A 16036-nucleotide genomic window follows, 5' to 3' on the forward strand; every position below is an offset into this window, starting at 1 on the left:
ATGGACGAGCAGATCTCCTTCTACGACCAGGTGGGCGGGCACGACACGTTCGCCCGCCTGGTCAGGGAGTTCTACCGAGGTGTCGCCGAAGACGAGGTGCTCCGCCCGATGTACCCCGAGGAGGACCTCGGCCCCGCCGAGGAGCGCCTGACGCTGTTCCTCGAGCAGTACTGGGGCGGGCCGAAGACGTACAGCGAACACCGAGGGCACCCGCGGCTCCGCATGCGGCACAACGCCTTCCACGTGAACCCCGATGCTCGAGACCGCTGGCTCGCGCACATGCGCAGGGCGGTCGACTCCCTCGAGCTGCCGCCGCTGCTCGAGGAGACGCTCTGGGATTACCTGAACAGGGCCGCGCACTCGCTCGTCAACACGTTCGAGCCGACGCCGCGGCCCTGACGAGCGGCGGGGCGCACGCCCGCGGCGGCCTCAGCCGGTGGCGCGGACGGCCGTGAGCCCGGAGGCCGCGGGGCCCCGGCTGATGACGTGACCGCGCTCGAGCGTCACCCGCGTCCAGCGACCGGACGTCGTCACCCGCGCCCGCTCCTCGCCCGCGATGAACCCGAAGGCGAACGCGGCGAACGCCACGCCCCTCGGCAGCGACAGCACGTCCTCGTCCGGCTCGCCCCAGACCGCGCCGCGCACGGTGCGGACGACGTCTTCGCCGGGGTCGGTCGGCAGCTGATGGGCGACGGCCGAGATGCCCCACTGCGCGCGGGAGGCGAGGTCGGCGGCGGGGATCTCCCCCGCGGCCTCCCAGCCGCCGCGCGGCGGCTGCACGCCCGCCCACGCGGGCGAGAGTGCCGTGTCCGGCAGCGCCAGCGCGGCCGGGTCCTCCGTCTCCGCGAGGGAGGCCACGACGAGGTCGCACTCGAGCTCGGGGTCGACGCGGACGACGCGCATCGCGAGCACCGTCGGCGTGCGGTCGAGCAGACCCTGCGGGGCGAGTGCGGCGCTCGTCATCGCGAGCACTCCCCCGGCGGCCTGCAGGCGCACACCCTCTCCTCCGGCGCGTTCCGCCCGCCCCGCGAAGGTGAGCGCGTCCCGCGCGGTCTCGGCATCGGGGAACAGCAATCGCGCGGTCATCCGGACAGTCTATGGAGGCGGGCTGGGCACCGGCCCCGACTGTGACCGGCCGTGTCGTCCCAGCGGAGGCCCTATCGCGCCGCCCCGGCCCGCGGCCGCGTGCGCGCCTCGGGGGAATCGCGATCCGCGCCCCGTTCCGCTCACACCGGTCGGAACGGGGCGCGCCGATAACTCGAGGCGGCTTCCGTAGACTTGCGGCGTGAGCGAGACGACACCCCGCGACCCCGTCGCACGACTGCGCGAGTTCCTCGATCTCGAGGAGCCGGGCGCGCGCACCTCGACCGACATCTTCGTCGGGCGTTCGCAGCCGATGCCCTCCGGCCGCATCTTCGGCGGCCAGGTGCTGGGCCAGTCGGTGATCGCGGCCTCGCGAACGCTCCCCGACCCGCGCGAGCCGCATTCCTTCCACGGATACTTCCTGCGCCCCGGCGACGCGACGAAGCCCGTCACCTTCGCGGTCTCGCGCATCCACGACGGTCGCTCGTTCGCGCGCAGGGCCGTGCAGGCCTACCAGGACGGCACGCCGATCTTCTCGTCGATCTGCTCGTTCCAGGATGACGACCCCGGCTTCTCGCATCAGCTCCCGATGCCGGAGGGCCTGCCGCAGCCGGAGCACCTGCCCGACCCCGCCGACACCTACGCCGAGCACCCCATGTCGGGTCGCCTGCTGCGGGAGAACCCCGTCGAGGTGCGGCACGCGAACGGCGACATCTGGCTGACGGTCGACGAACCGTCGCCGACGCAGGCGGTGTGGACCCGCGTACGGGGCGAGCTCGGCGGTGATCAGACGCTGCACCGCGCCGCGCTGGCCTACCTGAGCGACTTCACGATCCAGGAGCCCGTCATGCGCGCCAACGGCATGCCGTGGGCGACTCCCGGAATGAACACCGCCAGCCTCGATCACGCGATCTGGTGGCACCGGCCCGTGAAGGCCGACGAGTGGATGCTGTACGTGCAGGAGTCGCCGTCTTCGGGCGGCGGGCGCGGGCTCAGCCAGGGCCGCCTGTATTCCCGAGACGGCATACTCGTCGCCAGCGTCGCGCAGGAGATCATGTCGCGCGTGCCCGACGGCCGCCGCTGACGGGCTGCTCGCCCGCTGGCAGTTTCGGCCCGGTGGCGGCCGACCGCCCCGGCGCGCCTCGGCCGGCGGGAGCGCTCGAGCGGGTCAAGCGGCAGCGGACTCCTTGAGGCAGGCCTCGAGGGCGACCCAACCGAGCATCGCGCACTTGATGCGCATGACGTACTTGCCGACCCCCTGGAACGCCGCTGCGTCCTCGAGCTCCTCGGTCGGCTCGACGGCGCCCCGCGAGCGCAGCATCTCGCGGAACTCCTCGATGCGCGCGAACGCGTCGTCGCGGGAAGCGCCCGTGAGCAGGGCGCTCATCACCGACGCCGACGCCATCGAGATGCTGCACCCCTGGCCCTCCCAGTGCAGCGACGAGATCGTTCCCGCCTCGTCGACGGTCGCGCCGAGCGTGATCTCGTCGCCGCACGACGGGTTCAGCTCGTGGTGGGAGTGCGCCTCGGCGTGCGGGTCACCCTTGCCCTGCGGCGTGCGGTTGTGGTCGAGGATCACCTCGCGATACAGGTCGTCCAGGTCGCTCATGCGGTCACCCCGAAGTAGTCGCGGACCTCACCGAGCGCCTCGCCGAAGCGGGCGACGTCGTCGAGGTCGGTGTAGACGGACGCGCTCGCGCGCGTTGTGGATGCGACGCCGAGAGCGCGGTGCAACGGCTGGGCGCAGTGATGGCCCGTCCGGATGGTCACGCCCCGGTCGTCGAGGAACTGGCCGACGTCGTGCGCGTGTACGCCGTCGACGATGACGCTCGCGATCGCCGCGCGCTCGTGGCCAGCCGCCGGGCCGACGAGGCGAACGCCGGGGGTGCGCGACGCGGCTTCCACGAGCGCCTCGGCGATGCGCTCCTCGTGGGCGCGCACGGCGCCCATCCCGAGCGCGGAGAGGTACGCGGCGGCGGCCCCGAACCCGATGGCCTGCGAGACCGGCTGAGTCCCGGCCTCGAACCTGTTCGGCGCCGGGAGGAACTCGGCTTCGTCGAGCGTGACGGTCGTGATCATCGACCCTCCCGTCCGCGCCGGCGGGAGCGCGTCGAGCAGCTCCGCTCTCCCGTAGAGGGCGCCGATCCCCGTGGGACCCAGCATCTTGTGCGCGGAGAACGCCGCGAAGTCGACGCCGAGCGCCGACACGTCCACGGGCATGTGGGGAACCGACTGGCACGCGTCGAGCACCGTGAGTGCGCCGACGGACCGAGCGAGCTCGACGACGTCACCCACGGGCGCGATCTGCCCCGTGACGTTGGAGACGTGCGGGAACGCGATCAGGCGCGTGCGCGGCGTCACGACGGCGCGCATCGCGTCGATGGACCAGAGGCCGTCGGCGTCGACCCCCACGGGCCGCAGGACGGCGCCCGTGCGCTTCGCGAGGCGCTGCCACGGGATGAGGTTGGCGTGGTGCTCGGCTTCTGTGAGGACGATCTCGTCGCCGGCGGACAGCGCGAGGCTGTCGTCACCGAGGCCCGCCGAAGCGTCCGAGATTCCGAGCGAGATCATGTTGAGCGCGTCCGTCGCGCCCGCCGTCCAGACGAGCTCGCGCTCCCCCGCCCCGACGAACGCCGCAACGCGTTCGCGCGCGCTCTCGAACGCCCAGGTCGCCTCACCGGTCGCGACCGACGAGCCGCGGTGCACCGCTGCGTAGTCCGAGCGCACGAAGTCGACCTCGGCGTCGATGACGGCGTCGGGGCGCTGCGACGTCGCGCCCGAATCCAGGTACACGGCATCCGGATGCGACGAGAAGAAGGGGAAATCGGCGCGCCGGGCGCGGCCGAGGTCGGGAGAACTCACGCTTCCATTGTCTCGCATGACCGAAGGGTCGGGGCTGTCCGTGCGGAACGGGCGCCGCACCGCTACACCACGGAATCGGGGCCCACCAGGGGACGAACCGACAGCGGACTCCGGATTTTATAACAGTCAGGTAACGGCTCATCGCAACCTGGGAGCACCCCGCGCCCCCACGACATGCGCGTGATGCCGGGGAAGTCGGCCGATCCGCGCGGGTCGCCGTTACCAAGCCGTGAAGATGCATTTTGTTGACAATCCGAGCAACATGGAAGGCACGTGCCCGGAAACCCCGGGCATTTCTGTTGAGGGCGGCACCCGAAGCCGCCCCTCTCCGAAGAACACCGAGGAGAACCTTGAGCAACGAAGAAGTCGTCCTGCGAGCGGAGGGCCTGTACAAGGTCTTCGGACGCCGCGGGAACGAGGCCGTCGAGCGACTGCGCTCCGGCACCCCCCGCGATGAGCTCGGCTCCGGCACGACCGCCGCCGTCATCGACGCATCCTTCCACGTCAACCGCGGCGAGATCTTCGTCGTGATGGGCCTGTCCGGTTCCGGCAAGTCGACACTGATCCGCATGATCAACGGCCTGCACGACGCCACGGCGGGCTCCCTGCTGATCGGCGACGACGACATCACGAAGGTGTCGGAGAAGAAGCTGCGCGAGATCCGCCGCGACAGGATCGCGATGGTCTTCCAGCACTTCGCGCTCCTGCCCCACCGCACCGTGATCGACAACGTCGCGTATCCCCTCGAGCTGCAGGGCGTCGGCACCGACGAGCGCCGCGCGAAGGCGAACGAGATCCTCGATCTCGTCGGGCTCGGCGGCTGGGGCGAGAAGCTCCCGAGCCAGTTGTCCGGCGGCATGCAGCAGCGCGTCGGCATCGCCCGCGCGCTCGCGGCCGATACCGAGATCCTGCTGATGGACGAGGCGTTCAGCGCGCTCGACCCGCTCATCCGGCGCGAGATGCAGGAGCAGCTCGTCGAGCTGCAGGACAAGCTGCAGAAGACGATCGTCTTCATCACGCACGACCTCAACGAGGCCATGTTCCTCGGTGACCGCATTGCCGTCATGCGCGACGGCCGCATCGTGCAGATCGGCACGCCGGAGGACATCCTCACGGACCCTGCCAACGACTACGTCGAGCAGTTCGTGCAGGACGTCGACCGTGCGCGCGTGCTCACGGCGTCGAACGTGATGGAGAAGCCGCTCGCCGTCGTCAACGCGACGTCGGGCCCGCGCAGCGCGCTCAAGGTCATGCGCGACAACCACTCCAGCGCCGCGTACGTCGTGGACCGCGACCGGAAGCTCATCGGCACGATCGAGGACCGCGACGCGATCCGGCTCGTCCGGAAGGGCGAGCGCAGCATCACCTCCGTGATCAAGGACGACGCGACATCGGTCGGCGTCGATGACGTGCTCATGGATCTGTTCGTGCCCGCCGTCGAGTCGAAGCTCGCGGTCGCAGTCACCGACGACAGCGGTCGCCTCGTCGGCGTCATCCCGCGCGTCACGCTCCTCGCGGCCCTGGGCCCCGGCCCCGGCGCGACGGAGGAGATCACGCTGCCGACGCTGCCGGTGTCGGCACACGTCATCGACCAGGTACTCGAAGCCAGTGAGGACGGCCAGCCGCTCGAAGCGCCGGTCGCCGGAAGCGAGGAGGCGCGCTGATGCTCGAGAACTTCAACATTCCGATCGGTGACTGGGCGGACGCACTGTTCGACTGGATCAACGCCACCTTCACGTGGCTGCTCGACTTCATCTCGCTCGTGCTCGGATGGGTCGTCGAGAACCTGGCGGACGGCCTCAACGCCGTCCCGCCGGTGCTGATGATCATCATCCTCGCGGCGATCGCCTGGTTCTTCCGCTCCTGGCAGATGGCGATCGGCACGGTCGTCACGATGGTGCTCGTCGTCGGCATGGGCATGTGGGAGAACGCGATGCTCACGCTCGCGCTCGTCCTCGTCGCGACGCTCGTCGCGATCCTGATCGCGATCCCCGTCGGCATCGCCGCGGCGCGCAACGACACGTTCAGCATGATCGTGAAGCCGATCCTCGACTTCATGCAGACGATGCCCGCCTTCATCTACCTGCTGCTCGCGGTCGTCTTCTTCCACATCGGCTTCGTGCCCGGCGTGTTCGCCACTGTGCTGTTCGCGATCGCACCCGGCGTCCGGATGACCGAGCTGGGCATCCGGGGCGTCGACTCGGAGACGGTCGAGGCCGGCAAGGCCTTCGGCGCGACTCCGAGTCAGATCCTCCGCGGCATCCAGCTGCCCCTCGCGATGCCGAGCATCATGGCCGGCGTCAACCAGGTCATCATGCTCTCGCTGTCGATGGCGGTCGTCGCCGGTATGGCCGGCGCCGACGGCCTCGGCAAGGAAGTCATCGCGGCGATCACGACGATCAACATCCCGCTCGGCATCAACGCGGGCCTCGGCATCGTCTTCCTCGCGATCTACCTCGACCGCGTCACGGCCGCGCTCGGCACGCCCGCAGAGTTCAAGGGCTCGCTGCTAGGCAAGATCCAGCGCAAGCGCGGCCACGCCCGCGATGCGCGCGCCGATGCGGCCGCCGCCGCGGCAGCGGAGGCGAAGAAGCTGGAGCAGGTCGGCCCGAAGCGCGCCGGCTCGAGCCTCGTCTGATTCTCCGACCCCGACCCCTTGCAATCACAGGCGCCGCAGGCGCCGAAGGAAAGGAATCATCACCATGATGAAGAAGCACAAGCTCGCCGCACTCGCGGGCATCGGCATGGTCGGCTCGCTCGCCCTCGCCGGCTGCTCGGGCGGCACCGAGGACGGCGGTTCCGGCGACGGCGGTTCCGGTGACGGCGACAAGACCGTCACGCTCGGTTACCTGCCGTCGTGGACCGACGGACTGTCGGTCTCGTACCTGCTGAAGGACCAGCTCGAGAAGCTCGGCTACACCGTCGAGATGGAGGAGCTCACCGAGGCGGGCATCCTGTACACGGGACTCGCCAACGGCGATGTCGACATCTTCCCGTCGGCCTGGCCCGAGGTCACGCACGCCTCCTACATGGAGGAGTACGGCGACCAGCTCGAGGACCTCGGCACCTACTATGACGGCGCCGTGCTGACGATGGCCGTCCCGTCGTACATGGACGACGTCAACTCGATCGCCGACCTCAAGGGCCAGGCCGACCGCTTCAACGGAGAGATCATCGGCATCGAGCCGAGCGCTGGTCTCACCGAGGTGACGCAGACATCGGCGATGCCGACCTATGAGCTCGACGACGAGTACGAGCTGAAGACGTCGTCGACGGCCGCCATGCTCACGACGCTCGAGGATGCGATCGCGAACGAGGAGGACATCGTCGTGACGCTGTGGCGTCCGTTCTGGGCGAACGACGCCTACGACGTCAAGGACCTCGAGGACCCTGAGGGCGCCATGGGCGAGCCCGAGGGCCTGCACCCGCTGGCCACGGCCGGCTGGGCCGACGAGAATCCCGAGGCCGCCGAACTGATCGCCGGCATGAAGCTCGACGACGCCGCCTACGGCTCGCTCGAGGACACGGTCGTCAACAAGTACGCGGACGACACCGACAAGTCCGAGGCGATCACCGAGTGGATCGACGCGAACCCGGACGCCTTCGAGACGCTGCTCCCGAACGAGTGATCTGACGCTCTGACACAGCAAGCGGCCCCGGATGATCGGATGATCATCCGGGGTCGCTTTCCGTGGGGGTGGTGTTACCCGCGTGTCAGCTTGCGGTGGGTGGTGCGGTGCGGGCGGGCGGCGTCCGGGCCGAGCCGCTCGATCTTGTTCGCCTCGTAGGCCTCGAAGTTGCCCTCGAACCAGTACCAGTTGGCCGGGTTCTCCTCCGTGCCCTCGTACGCGAGGATGTGCGTCGCAACGCGGTCGAGGAACCACCGGTCGTGCGTGACGACCACGGCGCAGCCGGGGAACTCGAGCAGCGCGTTCTCGAGCGACTGAAGGGTCTCGACGTCCAGGTCGTTCGTCGGCTCGTCGAGGAGCAGGACGTTGCCGCCCTCCTTGAGCGTCAGCGCCAGGTTCAGGCGGTTGCGCTCACCGCCGGAGAGCACGCCGGCCTTCTTCTGCTGGTCGGGGCCCTTGAAGCCGAACTTCGACACGTAAGCGCGCGACGGGATCTCGGTCTTGCCGACCGTGATGATGTCGAGGCCGTCGCTGACGACCTCCCACAGCGTCTTCTCCGGGTCGATGTTCGACCGGGACTGGTCGACGTAGCTGATCTTCACCGTCTCGCCGACCCTCAGGTCCCCACCGTCGATCGGCTCGAGCCCGACGATCGTCTTGAACAGCGTCGTCTTGCCGACGCCGTTCGGGCCGATGACGCCGATGATGCCGTTGGGCGGCAGCGAGAAGCTCAGGTCCTCGATCAGAGTTCTGTCGTCGAAGCCCTTCTCGAGCTTCTTCGCCTCGATCACGACGGAGCCGAGGCGCGGGCCCGCGGGGATCTGGATCTCGTCGAAGTCGAGCTTCCTGGTGCGCTCGGCCTCCGCCGCCATCTCCTCGTAGCGCGCCAGGCGGGCCTTCGACTTCGCCTGGCGGCCCTTCGAGTTCGAACGGACCCAGTCGAGCTCCTCCTTGAGGCGCTTCTGCAGCTTCGCGTCCTTCTTGCCCTGCACGTCGAGGCGCTCGGCCTTCTTCTCGAGGTACGTCGAGTAGTTGCCCTCGTAGGGGTAGAGCCGGCCGCGGTCGACCTCGGCGATCCACTGCGCGATGTTGTCCAGGAAGTACCGGTCGTGCGTGATCGCGATGACGGCGCCCGCGTACGACTGCAGGTGCTGCTCGAGCCAGAGCACGCTCTCGGCGTCGAGGTGGTTGGTCGGCTCGTCGAGGAGCAGCAGGTCGGGCTTCTCGAGCAGGAGCTTGCAGAGCGCGACGCGGCGCTTCTCGCCACCGGACAGGTGGGAGATCTGCGCGTCTCCGGGGGGCGTGCGCAGGGCGTCCATCGCCTGCTCGAGCTGTGCGTCGAGGTCCCACGCGTCCGCGTGGTCGATGTCTTCCTGAAGCTTGCCCATCTCTTCGAGCAGCGCGTCGAAATCGGCATCGGGCTCGGCCATCAGCCCGGAGATCTCGTTGAAGCGATCGACCTTGGCCTTGATCTCGCCGACGCCGTCCTGCACGTTCTCGAGCACGGTCTTCGACTCGTCCAGCTCCGGCTCCTGCATCAGGATGCCGACCGAATAGCCGGGCGTGAGGTACGCCTCGCCGTTCGACGGGGTGTCGAGCCCCGCCATGATCTTCAGGATCGTCGACTTCCCGGCACCGTTCGGGCCGACCATGCCGATCTTCGCGCCCGGGTAGAACGACATGGTGACGTCGTCGAGGATCAGCTTGTCGCCCACCTTCTTGCGGGCCTTGATCATCTGATAAATGAATTCCGCCATAGCGTCTCCAGTCTAGGGGTGTGTGCCCCGGATGACGGGGCGGGAAGAAGCGGCCTACCAGTCGATCGCGCGGGTGCTGCCGAGCATGCACGCGCCGGCGTCGAGCAGCGGCTGGACGTTGGCGACGGGGTCACCCGTCGAGGGGCCGACCTGGCCGACGAGGCACTCGTCGCCGAGCTGCACGGAGAACATCAGCGACTCGACCTCCCAGCCGATCGTGGTCGCGTCGCTCGTGACCTGCATCTGCGACTTGTCGAAGCCCTTGTCGACGAGCGCGTCGACGTAGTCGCGCCCGCGGACTCCGTCCTCGGACTCCCAGACGTCATTCGTCACCTGCGCGAACAGCTCCAGGTTGTCCTCGGCCGTTCCCTCAGGGTCGAACTCCGTGAGGGCAGGCTCCTCCGGTGCCTCCTCCGGCGCGGCCGTCTGCGGCGCCTCGGGCCGCGCGTCGTCGGCCGACTCCGGGGCGCAGCCAGCGAGCACCGTCGCGGCGAGCGCGGAGAGCGCCAAGGCGGCCAGGGCCGTATCGCGTCGAGTCACGCCCCGAGTCTACCGACGCGGCGCCCGCGCGCGGCTGAGCGCGGTCGCGCCCTCAGTACGGCGTCTCCTCGTCGTCGTCACCCGCCCCGTCGGCGGCACCAGGGAACCCCGACGCGGCCGCGGCCGGCGCTGGGCCCGTCGGCCCCTCGCCCGCTCCGGTCGCGGCGTCCGGAACGAGCGGCCGCGGATCCCACCTGGCCTCCGCCTGTTCGTCGCCGACCGCAGGAGATCCCGCATCCGCGTGCCGGTCCGGACGCGGGGCGCCGGCGAACTGCGCCGTGCCCCATTTCAGGTCGTGGCCGATCGCCGTCGCGGTGATCTCGGCGTCCATGCCCGACCTCTCGTCCTTCTCCCATTGGCGCAGGCGCAGGCGGCCCGAGACGATCGCCCTCTCCCCTTTGCGCAGCGACCCCAGGGCGTTCCGCCCCAGCTGCTCCCACACGGCGATCGAGTACCAGTTCGTCGCACCGTCGCGCCATTCGCCCGTCTCCCGATCGCGCACGCGGGGCGTGCAGGCGAGGCGGAAGCTCGTGACGTGCCGCCCCGTCTGCGTCGTGTGACCCTGCGGCGCCGAGCCGATCGTCCCGACGACCGTGATCGATTCGCTCATGTTCATTCCCTTCTCGATTCCACCCGTTCGGGCCCGACTCAGCGTGCGCGCGCGCCGGTGCTCCGGGCCAGGCTCGCCCGGCGTGTGGGGACGGATCGGGCGGGATCCGGCGGTGTGAGCGAGGCCTTGCGCCCACGAAGGCCCGGTCGCGCCGGAATGTCGTAGGCCCGGCCTACCGTTGGGCGCAGAAGGGAGACCTCATGAATGCAGCAGCCGTACCCGCCGTCCCCACGGCCACACCCCGCCTCTCCCCAGGGCGCGAGCACCTCGTGCGCGCGGCGGCCGCGCTGTGGCGCGTCGTCGACGCACGCGGCCGCGTGCGAGGTCACCTGCGCGCGGTGGAGACGCCCCAGGGGGTGCGCTACCGCGCGGAGCGCTATCGGCCGGCAACGGCCGGCTTCGTCGAAGTCGGGGCCTTCTGGTCCCCCGACGACGCCGTCGCGGCGCTCCGCTGACCGGGCGCACACGCCGGTTTCCCACCCATGGGCGACGCCCCGCTAAACTGGTCGCCGACCCCCAGTAGCTCAGCGGAAGAGCATCGATCTTCTAAGTCGCCGGTCGCACGTTCGAATCGTGCCTGGGGGACCGAACCCCGCTCCGGGGATGTCTGCCGCCGCGGTTAGGGTTGTGGCATGGCAAACGCATCCGAGAACGACCGGCTCGTGTGGATCGACTGCGAGATGACGGGTCTCGACCTCGCGGTCGACGAGCTGTGCGAGATCGCAATCGTCGTGACCGACTTCGAGCTGAACGTGCTCGACCCGGGCTTCCAGGTCGTCATCAAGCCCGGCGAGGCCGCCCTGAAGCACATGAACGACTTCGTCACGAAGATGCACAAGTCGAGCGGGCTGCTCACCGAGATGCCCGACGGCGTCTCCCTCGAGGAAGCCGAGCGCCGCTCGCTCGAGTACATCAAGCGCTTCGCGCCCGTCTCGGGCAAGGCGCCGCTGGCGGGCAATACGATCGGCACCGATCGCATGTTCCTGGCGAAGTACATGCCGCAGGTCGACGAGCACCTGCACTACCGCAGCGTCGACGTGTCGAGTGTGAAGGAGCTCTCGCGCCGCTGGTTCCCGCGCGCGTACTTCCAGGCCCCCGCGAAGGACGGCGGCCACCGCGCCCTCGCCGACATCCTCGAATCCATCCGCGAGCTGCGGTACTACCGCGAGGCCGTGTTCGTCCCGGCGCCCGGCCCGACGAGCGACGAGGCGCGCGACACGGCGAAGTCGGTCGTTTTGTCCTTCGCCGAAAACGTGTGACAGAATAGTCCAGTTGTCCCGCCGGTGCGGGGCGCATGGTGGCTGTAGCTCAGTTGGTAGAGCACCGCGTTGTGGTCGCGGGGGTCGCGGGTTCAAGCCCCGTCAGCCACCCGGAATCGAGAAGGCCCCTGCCTCGGCAGGGGCCTTCTCGCGTGCCCGGGCGGTTCGCGAACTCGCCGCCCTCACAACAGCTCGCGGACCGCCTCGCGCTCGGCGACGAGCTCGGCGACCGACGCGTCGATCCTGGCGCGGGACCAGGCGTCGATCTCGAGCCCCTCGACGATCCGCCACTGTCCGTCGACGGATTCCACGGGGAAGGACGACACGAGGCCTTCCGGCACCCCGTACTCGCCGTGCGAGACGACGCCCGCGCTCGTCCACCCTTCGGTGCCGCGCACCCAGTCACGCGCATGCCCGATCGCCGCGTTCGCCGCCGATGCGACGGACGACGAGCCGCGCACGTCGATGATCTCTGCGCCGCGCTTCGCGACGCGCGGGATGAACGTGTCCTCGAGCCAGCTCGGCACGTCTCCGACCCGCTCGGCGAGCGCGTCGCGCACGGGGCGCCCGTCGATCGTCGCATGCGACACGTCGGGGAACTGCGTGGCCGAGTGGTTTCCCCAGATCGGCACGTTCCGAATGCTCGCGACCGGCGCTTCGAGAGCCGCGGCGAGCTGCGCCCTGGCACGGTTCTCGTCGAGCCGCGTGAGCGCCGAGAAGCGCTCCGCCGGCACGCCGTCGGCCGCCGAGGCGGCGATCAGCGCATTCGTGTTCGCGGGGTTGCCGACGACCGTGACGCGAACACCCGGCGCCGCGTTCTCGGCGATCGCGCGGCCCTGCGGCCCGAAGATGCCCGCGTTCGCGGCGAGCAGGTCTCCGCGCTCCATGCCGGGCCCCCGAGGTCGGGCGCCCACGAGCAGCGCGAGATCGCAGCCGTCGAACGCGGTGTCGGCGCTGTCCGTCACCTCGACGTCGTCGAGCAGCGCGAACGCGCCGTCCTGCAGCTCGAGGGCGGCGCCCTCTGCGCTCTTCACACCCTGCGGGATCTCCAGCAGCCGCAGCCGCACGTGCTCCTCGGCTCCGAGCAGGTCCCCCGCCGCGATGCGGAACAGAAGCGCGTAGCCGATCTGACCGCCCGCGCCCGTGATCGTGATCGTCGTGGCCATGCGGCCACCCTACGCGTGCCGCCCCGCTTCGCGGGCCGCCGCAGCCCGTCGGGTCGCGGGGCGCGCCGCCCCGCGCGCGGAGAGCGGCTCGGCTCAGCGCCCGCCGAGCTCGGGATGCTCGACGAGGATCGTGGAGCGGGTGTGCCGCACGGCCGCCTCCGCGTCGCGGAGCGCTTCGCGGTGATAGTCCGGGCGGGGGTTCTGCCCGTGCTCGTGGGCGCCCTCTCCCCCGTTGCGGCCGCCGTAGGGACGGCCGTGGTCGGAAGCCTCGGCGCGCCAGAACACGAACTCCCACCCGCCGATCGTGAACCGTGCCCCGCTGCGGAGCGTCTCCGTGCGCTCGTTCGGGTTCTCGGGCGCCGCGTTCATCTCCCCCTCACCGTGCATCGTGAGGACGAACTCGTCGTACTCGTTGTGCACGATCGTGGCGTGGTGCGGCTCGGCGCCCGGAACGATCAGCTCCATATCGGGTGCGGCGCCGAGGCGCACGGTTCCGGACACCAGCGCGAAGTCCATCCGATGGTCGCTGCGCCGGATGCTCAGGTGCGGGTTCCCTGAGCCCCACGGCCCGTGCGTAGTCGTGGTCTGCGGCGCTGTCATCTGCTTGCTCATGACGCCCTCCTCGGCATCGGCGGCGCGCGTCGCGGCGCCTTCGACGACGACGGCGTCGCGGCGGCACCTCCATTCTACGCTCGTGCGCCTCCCGGCGGCAGTGACCGGGCGTCGCGCTCCCCGTCGAGCGGCTAGCGTTGACGGCATGCGGATCACGATCATCGGAGGGGGCGTCGGGTGCGCCCGATTCGTCTCGGGCGTGCGCGAATGGGCTCGCGGTTCGGGCGAGGAGCACCGCATCGACGTCGTGGTGAACACCGCCGACGACTGGTGGGTCTCTGGCCTGCGCATCGCCCCCGACCACGACAGCCTCCTCTACGCGCTCGCCGGCGTGAACGACGCCGACCGCGGATGGGGGCGCGACGGCGAGAGCGAGCGCGTATCGGGTGAGCTCGCCTCGTGGGGAACGGCCCCGGAATGGTTCACGCTCGGCGACCTCGACCTCGGCACGCACATCGCGCGCACGGCGTGGCTGCGCGAGGGCCGGACCGTCTCGGAGGTGTACCGCCGCCTCGGCGAGCGGTGGGACCTCGGCGTCACCCTCCACCCGGCGACCGACGACGAGATCGACACGCGCGTCGAACTCGCCGACGGCGACGACATCCACTTCCAGGAGTGGTGGGTGCGCCATCGCGCGGGCCTCGCGGCGACGGGCTTCCGGCAGCAGGGCATCGAGTCCGCCGCCCCCACCGACGGCGCGCTCGGGGCGATCGCGCTCGCCGACGTCGTCCTGATCGCACCGTCGAACCCGATCGTCTCCGTCGGACCGGTCCTGGCCGTGCCCGGAATGCGCGAGGCGCTCGCCGATGCGCCGGCGCCGATCGTCGGCGTCTCGGGGATCATCGGCGGCGCGGTCGTGCGCGGCATGGCTGACACGTGCCTCTCGATCGTGGGCGTCGAGGCGTCCGCAGAAGCGGTGGCACGGCACTACGGCGCCCGCGGCGCCGGCGGCCTGCTCGACGGCTGGCTCGTCGACGAGACCGATGCCCGCGCCATTGAGCCGCTCGCGGCATCCGGGATCGACACCCGCGCCGTTCCGCTGTGGATGCGCGACGCCGGAACTTCGGCGAGGCTCGCCGCCGACGCACTCGCCCTCGCGTCCGACGTCCGGCGGTAGCGCGGGCCGGCTTCGACTGCGCGCCCGGACGGCGGGCTCCAGCCGAACCCTGTGAGTCTGCTTGACGCGGCCCCGCGGCGCCGGTAGCGTCTCTTCTCGCACCTGCACGATTCGGGCCCACCGCCCGCGGAGCCTCGGAGGGAGGCGGTACCCATGATGATCACTCTGATCAATATCGGCGCGCTGTCCCCGGCTCCGCGCGGGGCCCGCAGGCGCGCGTTCGCAGGCGGGGCCGCCCGCTAGCGAGAACCCTCGGCCGCGGCGCCGATCGGTGCGCCGCCCCGCGCTGTTCGCTCGCGCACGACCGCTCCGGTGTCCGCTTCCGCCGACGCCGGACGCCGCCGCCGCGACGCCCCTTCGATCCGTGTCGCGCCCGCATCGACACGCCGCCCCGCGCGGGCCGCGCGCCGTCGATCCTTCTCAGCTCACCCCTTTCCTCAGGAGAACCCCGTGCCGGACCTCGCCACCTCCCATCCCCCGAGTACCACCGCGCCCGAGCCCGCCGCCGCTCTCCGCGGCCGTTCCCCGAGAACCGCGCTGCCCGCGCGCATCGCCATGCGCCTCGGCATGCTCCTGCTCATCTGGGGCACACAGCCGGCCGCCCGGGACCGCGGATTCGCCGCCCACGGCGACCCCGCGACTTCGCGGCGCCCGGATGCGGCCGAGCTGCGCTCGCTGCCGACCCAGGGCTGGCAGCATCCGCCGTTCATCGGCTGACCGTCGGCGGGGCGCCGCCGCGCCCCGCCGACGGTCAGACTCGAGCGACCGGCTGGCGCAGGATCGTGCGGAGCTTCTCGGGCGCGGTGCGCCGCGGGTCGCTGAGGTACACCTCGTGGTGCCGCCCCGTCGGTACGAGGCCGCCGCTCGGAAGGAACTCGGTGTGCATCCGCTCGAGCACGGGCCCCTCATCGTCGTACGACCCGACGTGCAGCGTCTGCGCGCACAGCCCTTCGCGGAGCTCTTCGATGCGCAGGTCGTCGAGCCGTTCCGGCGCGCCCTTCGCGGCAACCGCGGCGACCGCCGACTCGGCATCGGCCTCCCGCAGCCATTCCGGGATCAGCAGCAGCATGGTCCAGGACCAGCGGGATTTGTCCCGCGACGTCGTGAAGCTCGCCATGTCGTCGGCCCACCACAGCCCCTCGAGCGGCGGCACGACGTAGTCGCGCCCGAGCTCGCGCCTGCTCGCGAACTTCATCGCATACGCCACCGGATACAGCGCGGCGAGCGCCTCTCGATAGGCCGGGGCCGTGTTCGGGTCGCCAGCGCCGTCCACCGCGAGGTAGCGCTGCGGCGCGAGCTCGAGCAGGCGGAACTCCCCCGCTGCGGCCCGGTAGCCGTCGAGCGACGTCTTCACGTCGAGCTTGTCGCTCATCCGGCGCCCGACGTGCGTCGTCGCATCGC

General features: G+C 70.7%; 18 protein-coding genes and 2 tRNA genes. 11 read left to right on the top strand and 9 right to left on the bottom strand.

Going from position 1 to position 16036, the window contains the following annotated elements:
- Positions 1-399: a globin gene (locus tag C0010_RS01695; protein ID WP_105565314.1), complete on the top strand. Its 399-nt coding sequence runs from the start codon at positions 1-3 to the stop codon at positions 397-399.
- Between the two features lie 30 nt (positions 400-429).
- Here the strand turns inward: C0010_RS01695 and C0010_RS01700 are convergent, their stop codons facing one another.
- Positions 430-1086, bottom strand: a complete 657-nt coding sequence (locus tag C0010_RS01700) for a hypothetical protein (protein ID WP_105565315.1) — start codon at positions 1084-1086, stop codon at positions 430-432.
- A gap of 199 nt (positions 1087-1285) precedes the next feature.
- On the opposite strand from C0010_RS01700, the gene C0010_RS01705 reads away from it, so the two are divergent.
- Positions 1286-2167, top strand: coding sequence for an acyl-CoA thioesterase (locus C0010_RS01705; protein WP_232531664.1), 882 nt, complete (start codon positions 1286-1288; stop codon positions 2165-2167).
- Between the two features lie 84 nt (positions 2168-2251).
- On the opposite strand, the gene sufU is transcribed toward C0010_RS01705, so the two are convergent.
- Together sufU and C0010_RS01715 are read right to left on the bottom strand one after the other, a co-directional pair.
- Positions 2252-2692: a Fe-S cluster assembly sulfur transfer protein SufU gene (gene sufU, locus C0010_RS01710; RefSeq protein ID WP_105565316.1), complete on the bottom strand. Its 441-nt coding sequence runs from the start codon at positions 2690-2692 to the stop codon at positions 2252-2254.
- Positions 2689-3963 carry an aminotransferase class V-fold PLP-dependent enzyme gene (locus C0010_RS01715; protein ID WP_105565551.1) on the bottom strand — a complete coding sequence of 425 codons (1275 nt, stop codon included), beginning with the start codon at positions 3961-3963 and terminating at the stop codon, positions 2689-2691. The genes sufU and C0010_RS01715 overlap by 4 nt, the downstream gene beginning before the upstream one ends.
- A gap of 332 nt (positions 3964-4295) precedes the next feature.
- Between C0010_RS01715 and C0010_RS01720 the strand changes: the two genes are divergently transcribed.
- The 3 genes from C0010_RS01720 to C0010_RS01730 all read left to right on the top strand — a co-directional run bounded on the left by C0010_RS01720 (position 4296) and on the right by C0010_RS01730 (position 7574).
- Entirely contained in the window at positions 4296-5609 is a 1314-nt protein-coding gene (locus C0010_RS01720) for a quaternary amine ABC transporter ATP-binding protein (protein ID WP_105565317.1), read from the top strand.
- Positions 5609-6583, top strand: coding sequence for an ABC transporter permease (locus tag C0010_RS01725; RefSeq protein WP_105565318.1), 975 nt, complete (start codon positions 5609-5611; stop codon positions 6581-6583). The genes C0010_RS01720 and C0010_RS01725 overlap by 1 nt, the downstream gene beginning before the upstream one ends.
- A gap of 67 nt (positions 6584-6650) precedes the next feature.
- Positions 6651-7574 carry a glycine betaine ABC transporter substrate-binding protein gene (locus tag C0010_RS01730; RefSeq protein ID WP_105565552.1) on the top strand — a complete coding sequence of 308 codons (924 nt, stop codon included), beginning with the start codon at positions 6651-6653 and terminating at the stop codon, positions 7572-7574.
- A gap of 74 nt (positions 7575-7648) precedes the next feature.
- Here the strand turns inward: C0010_RS01730 and ettA are convergent, their stop codons facing one another.
- Genes ettA through C0010_RS01745 form a run of 3 tightly spaced genes read right to left on the bottom strand, consistent with a single transcriptional unit; the run spans position 7649 to position 10481 of the window.
- Positions 7649-9331, bottom strand: a complete 1683-nt coding sequence (gene ettA / locus C0010_RS01735; RefSeq protein WP_105565319.1) for an energy-dependent translational throttle protein EttA — start codon at positions 9329-9331, stop codon at positions 7649-7651.
- A gap of 54 nt (positions 9332-9385) precedes the next feature.
- Complete coding sequence (locus C0010_RS01740) at positions 9386-9871, bottom strand: DUF6993 domain-containing protein (RefSeq protein ID WP_105565320.1); 486 nt, start codon at positions 9869-9871, stop codon at positions 9386-9388.
- A 52-nt stretch (positions 9872-9923) separates the two neighbouring features.
- Complete coding sequence (locus C0010_RS01745; RefSeq protein ID WP_158685215.1) at positions 9924-10481, bottom strand: single-stranded DNA-binding protein; 558 nt, start codon at positions 10479-10481, stop codon at positions 9924-9926.
- 200 nt (positions 10482-10681) lie between these two features.
- Here C0010_RS01745 and C0010_RS01750 point away from each other — a divergent pair, with 200 nt between their 5' ends.
- The 4 genes from C0010_RS01750 to C0010_RS01765 all read left to right on the top strand — a co-directional run bounded on the left by C0010_RS01750 (position 10682) and on the right by C0010_RS01765 (position 11851).
- Entirely contained in the window at positions 10682-10936 is a 255-nt protein-coding gene (locus C0010_RS01750; protein WP_105565322.1) for a hypothetical protein, read from the top strand.
- A 58-nt stretch (positions 10937-10994) separates the two neighbouring features.
- Positions 10995-11066: transfer RNA gene (locus C0010_RS01755), tRNA-Arg, on the top strand.
- A 47-nt stretch (positions 11067-11113) separates the two neighbouring features.
- Positions 11114-11740 (top strand): oligoribonuclease, encoded by a 627-nt coding sequence (gene orn, locus C0010_RS01760; protein WP_105565323.1) that lies wholly within the window; start codon positions 11114-11116, stop codon positions 11738-11740.
- 38 nt (positions 11741-11778) lie between these two features.
- Positions 11779-11851 (top strand) — tRNA-His (locus C0010_RS01765).
- A 71-nt stretch (positions 11852-11922) separates the two neighbouring features.
- Here the strand turns inward: C0010_RS01765 and C0010_RS01770 are convergent.
- Together C0010_RS01770 and C0010_RS01775 are read right to left on the bottom strand one after the other, a co-directional pair.
- A complete protein-coding gene (locus C0010_RS01770; protein WP_105565324.1) occupies positions 11923-12906 on the bottom strand; it encodes a malate dehydrogenase in 984 nt (327 codons plus the stop codon).
- A gap of 93 nt (positions 12907-12999) precedes the next feature.
- Complete coding sequence (locus tag C0010_RS01775) at positions 13000-13518, bottom strand: FHA domain-containing protein (protein WP_105565325.1); 519 nt, start codon at positions 13516-13518, stop codon at positions 13000-13002.
- 145 nt (positions 13519-13663) lie between these two features.
- Between C0010_RS01775 and cofD the strand changes: the two genes are divergently transcribed.
- Both cofD and C0010_RS14840 read left to right on the top strand, forming a co-directional pair.
- Positions 13664-14635: a 2-phospho-L-lactate transferase gene (gene cofD / locus C0010_RS01780; protein WP_105565326.1), complete on the top strand. Its 972-nt coding sequence runs from the start codon at positions 13664-13666 to the stop codon at positions 14633-14635.
- A gap of 567 nt (positions 14636-15202) precedes the next feature.
- Positions 15203-15352, top strand: a complete 150-nt coding sequence (locus tag C0010_RS14840; protein ID WP_158685216.1) for a hypothetical protein — start codon at positions 15203-15205, stop codon at positions 15350-15352.
- Positions 15353-15386: 34 nt separating this feature from the next.
- On the opposite strand, the gene C0010_RS01790 is transcribed toward C0010_RS14840, so the two are convergent.
- Complete coding sequence (locus tag C0010_RS01790) at positions 15387-16007, bottom strand: GyrI-like domain-containing protein (RefSeq protein WP_105565328.1); 621 nt, start codon at positions 16005-16007, stop codon at positions 15387-15389.
- Positions 16008-16036 lie beyond the last annotated feature (29 nt).

Origin of the sequence: Microbacterium halophytorum, assembly GCF_002970975.1 — a bacterium.
In the GTDB taxonomy this organism is placed as follows: Bacteria; Actinomycetota; Actinomycetes; order Actinomycetales; family Microbacteriaceae; genus Microbacterium; species Microbacterium halophytorum.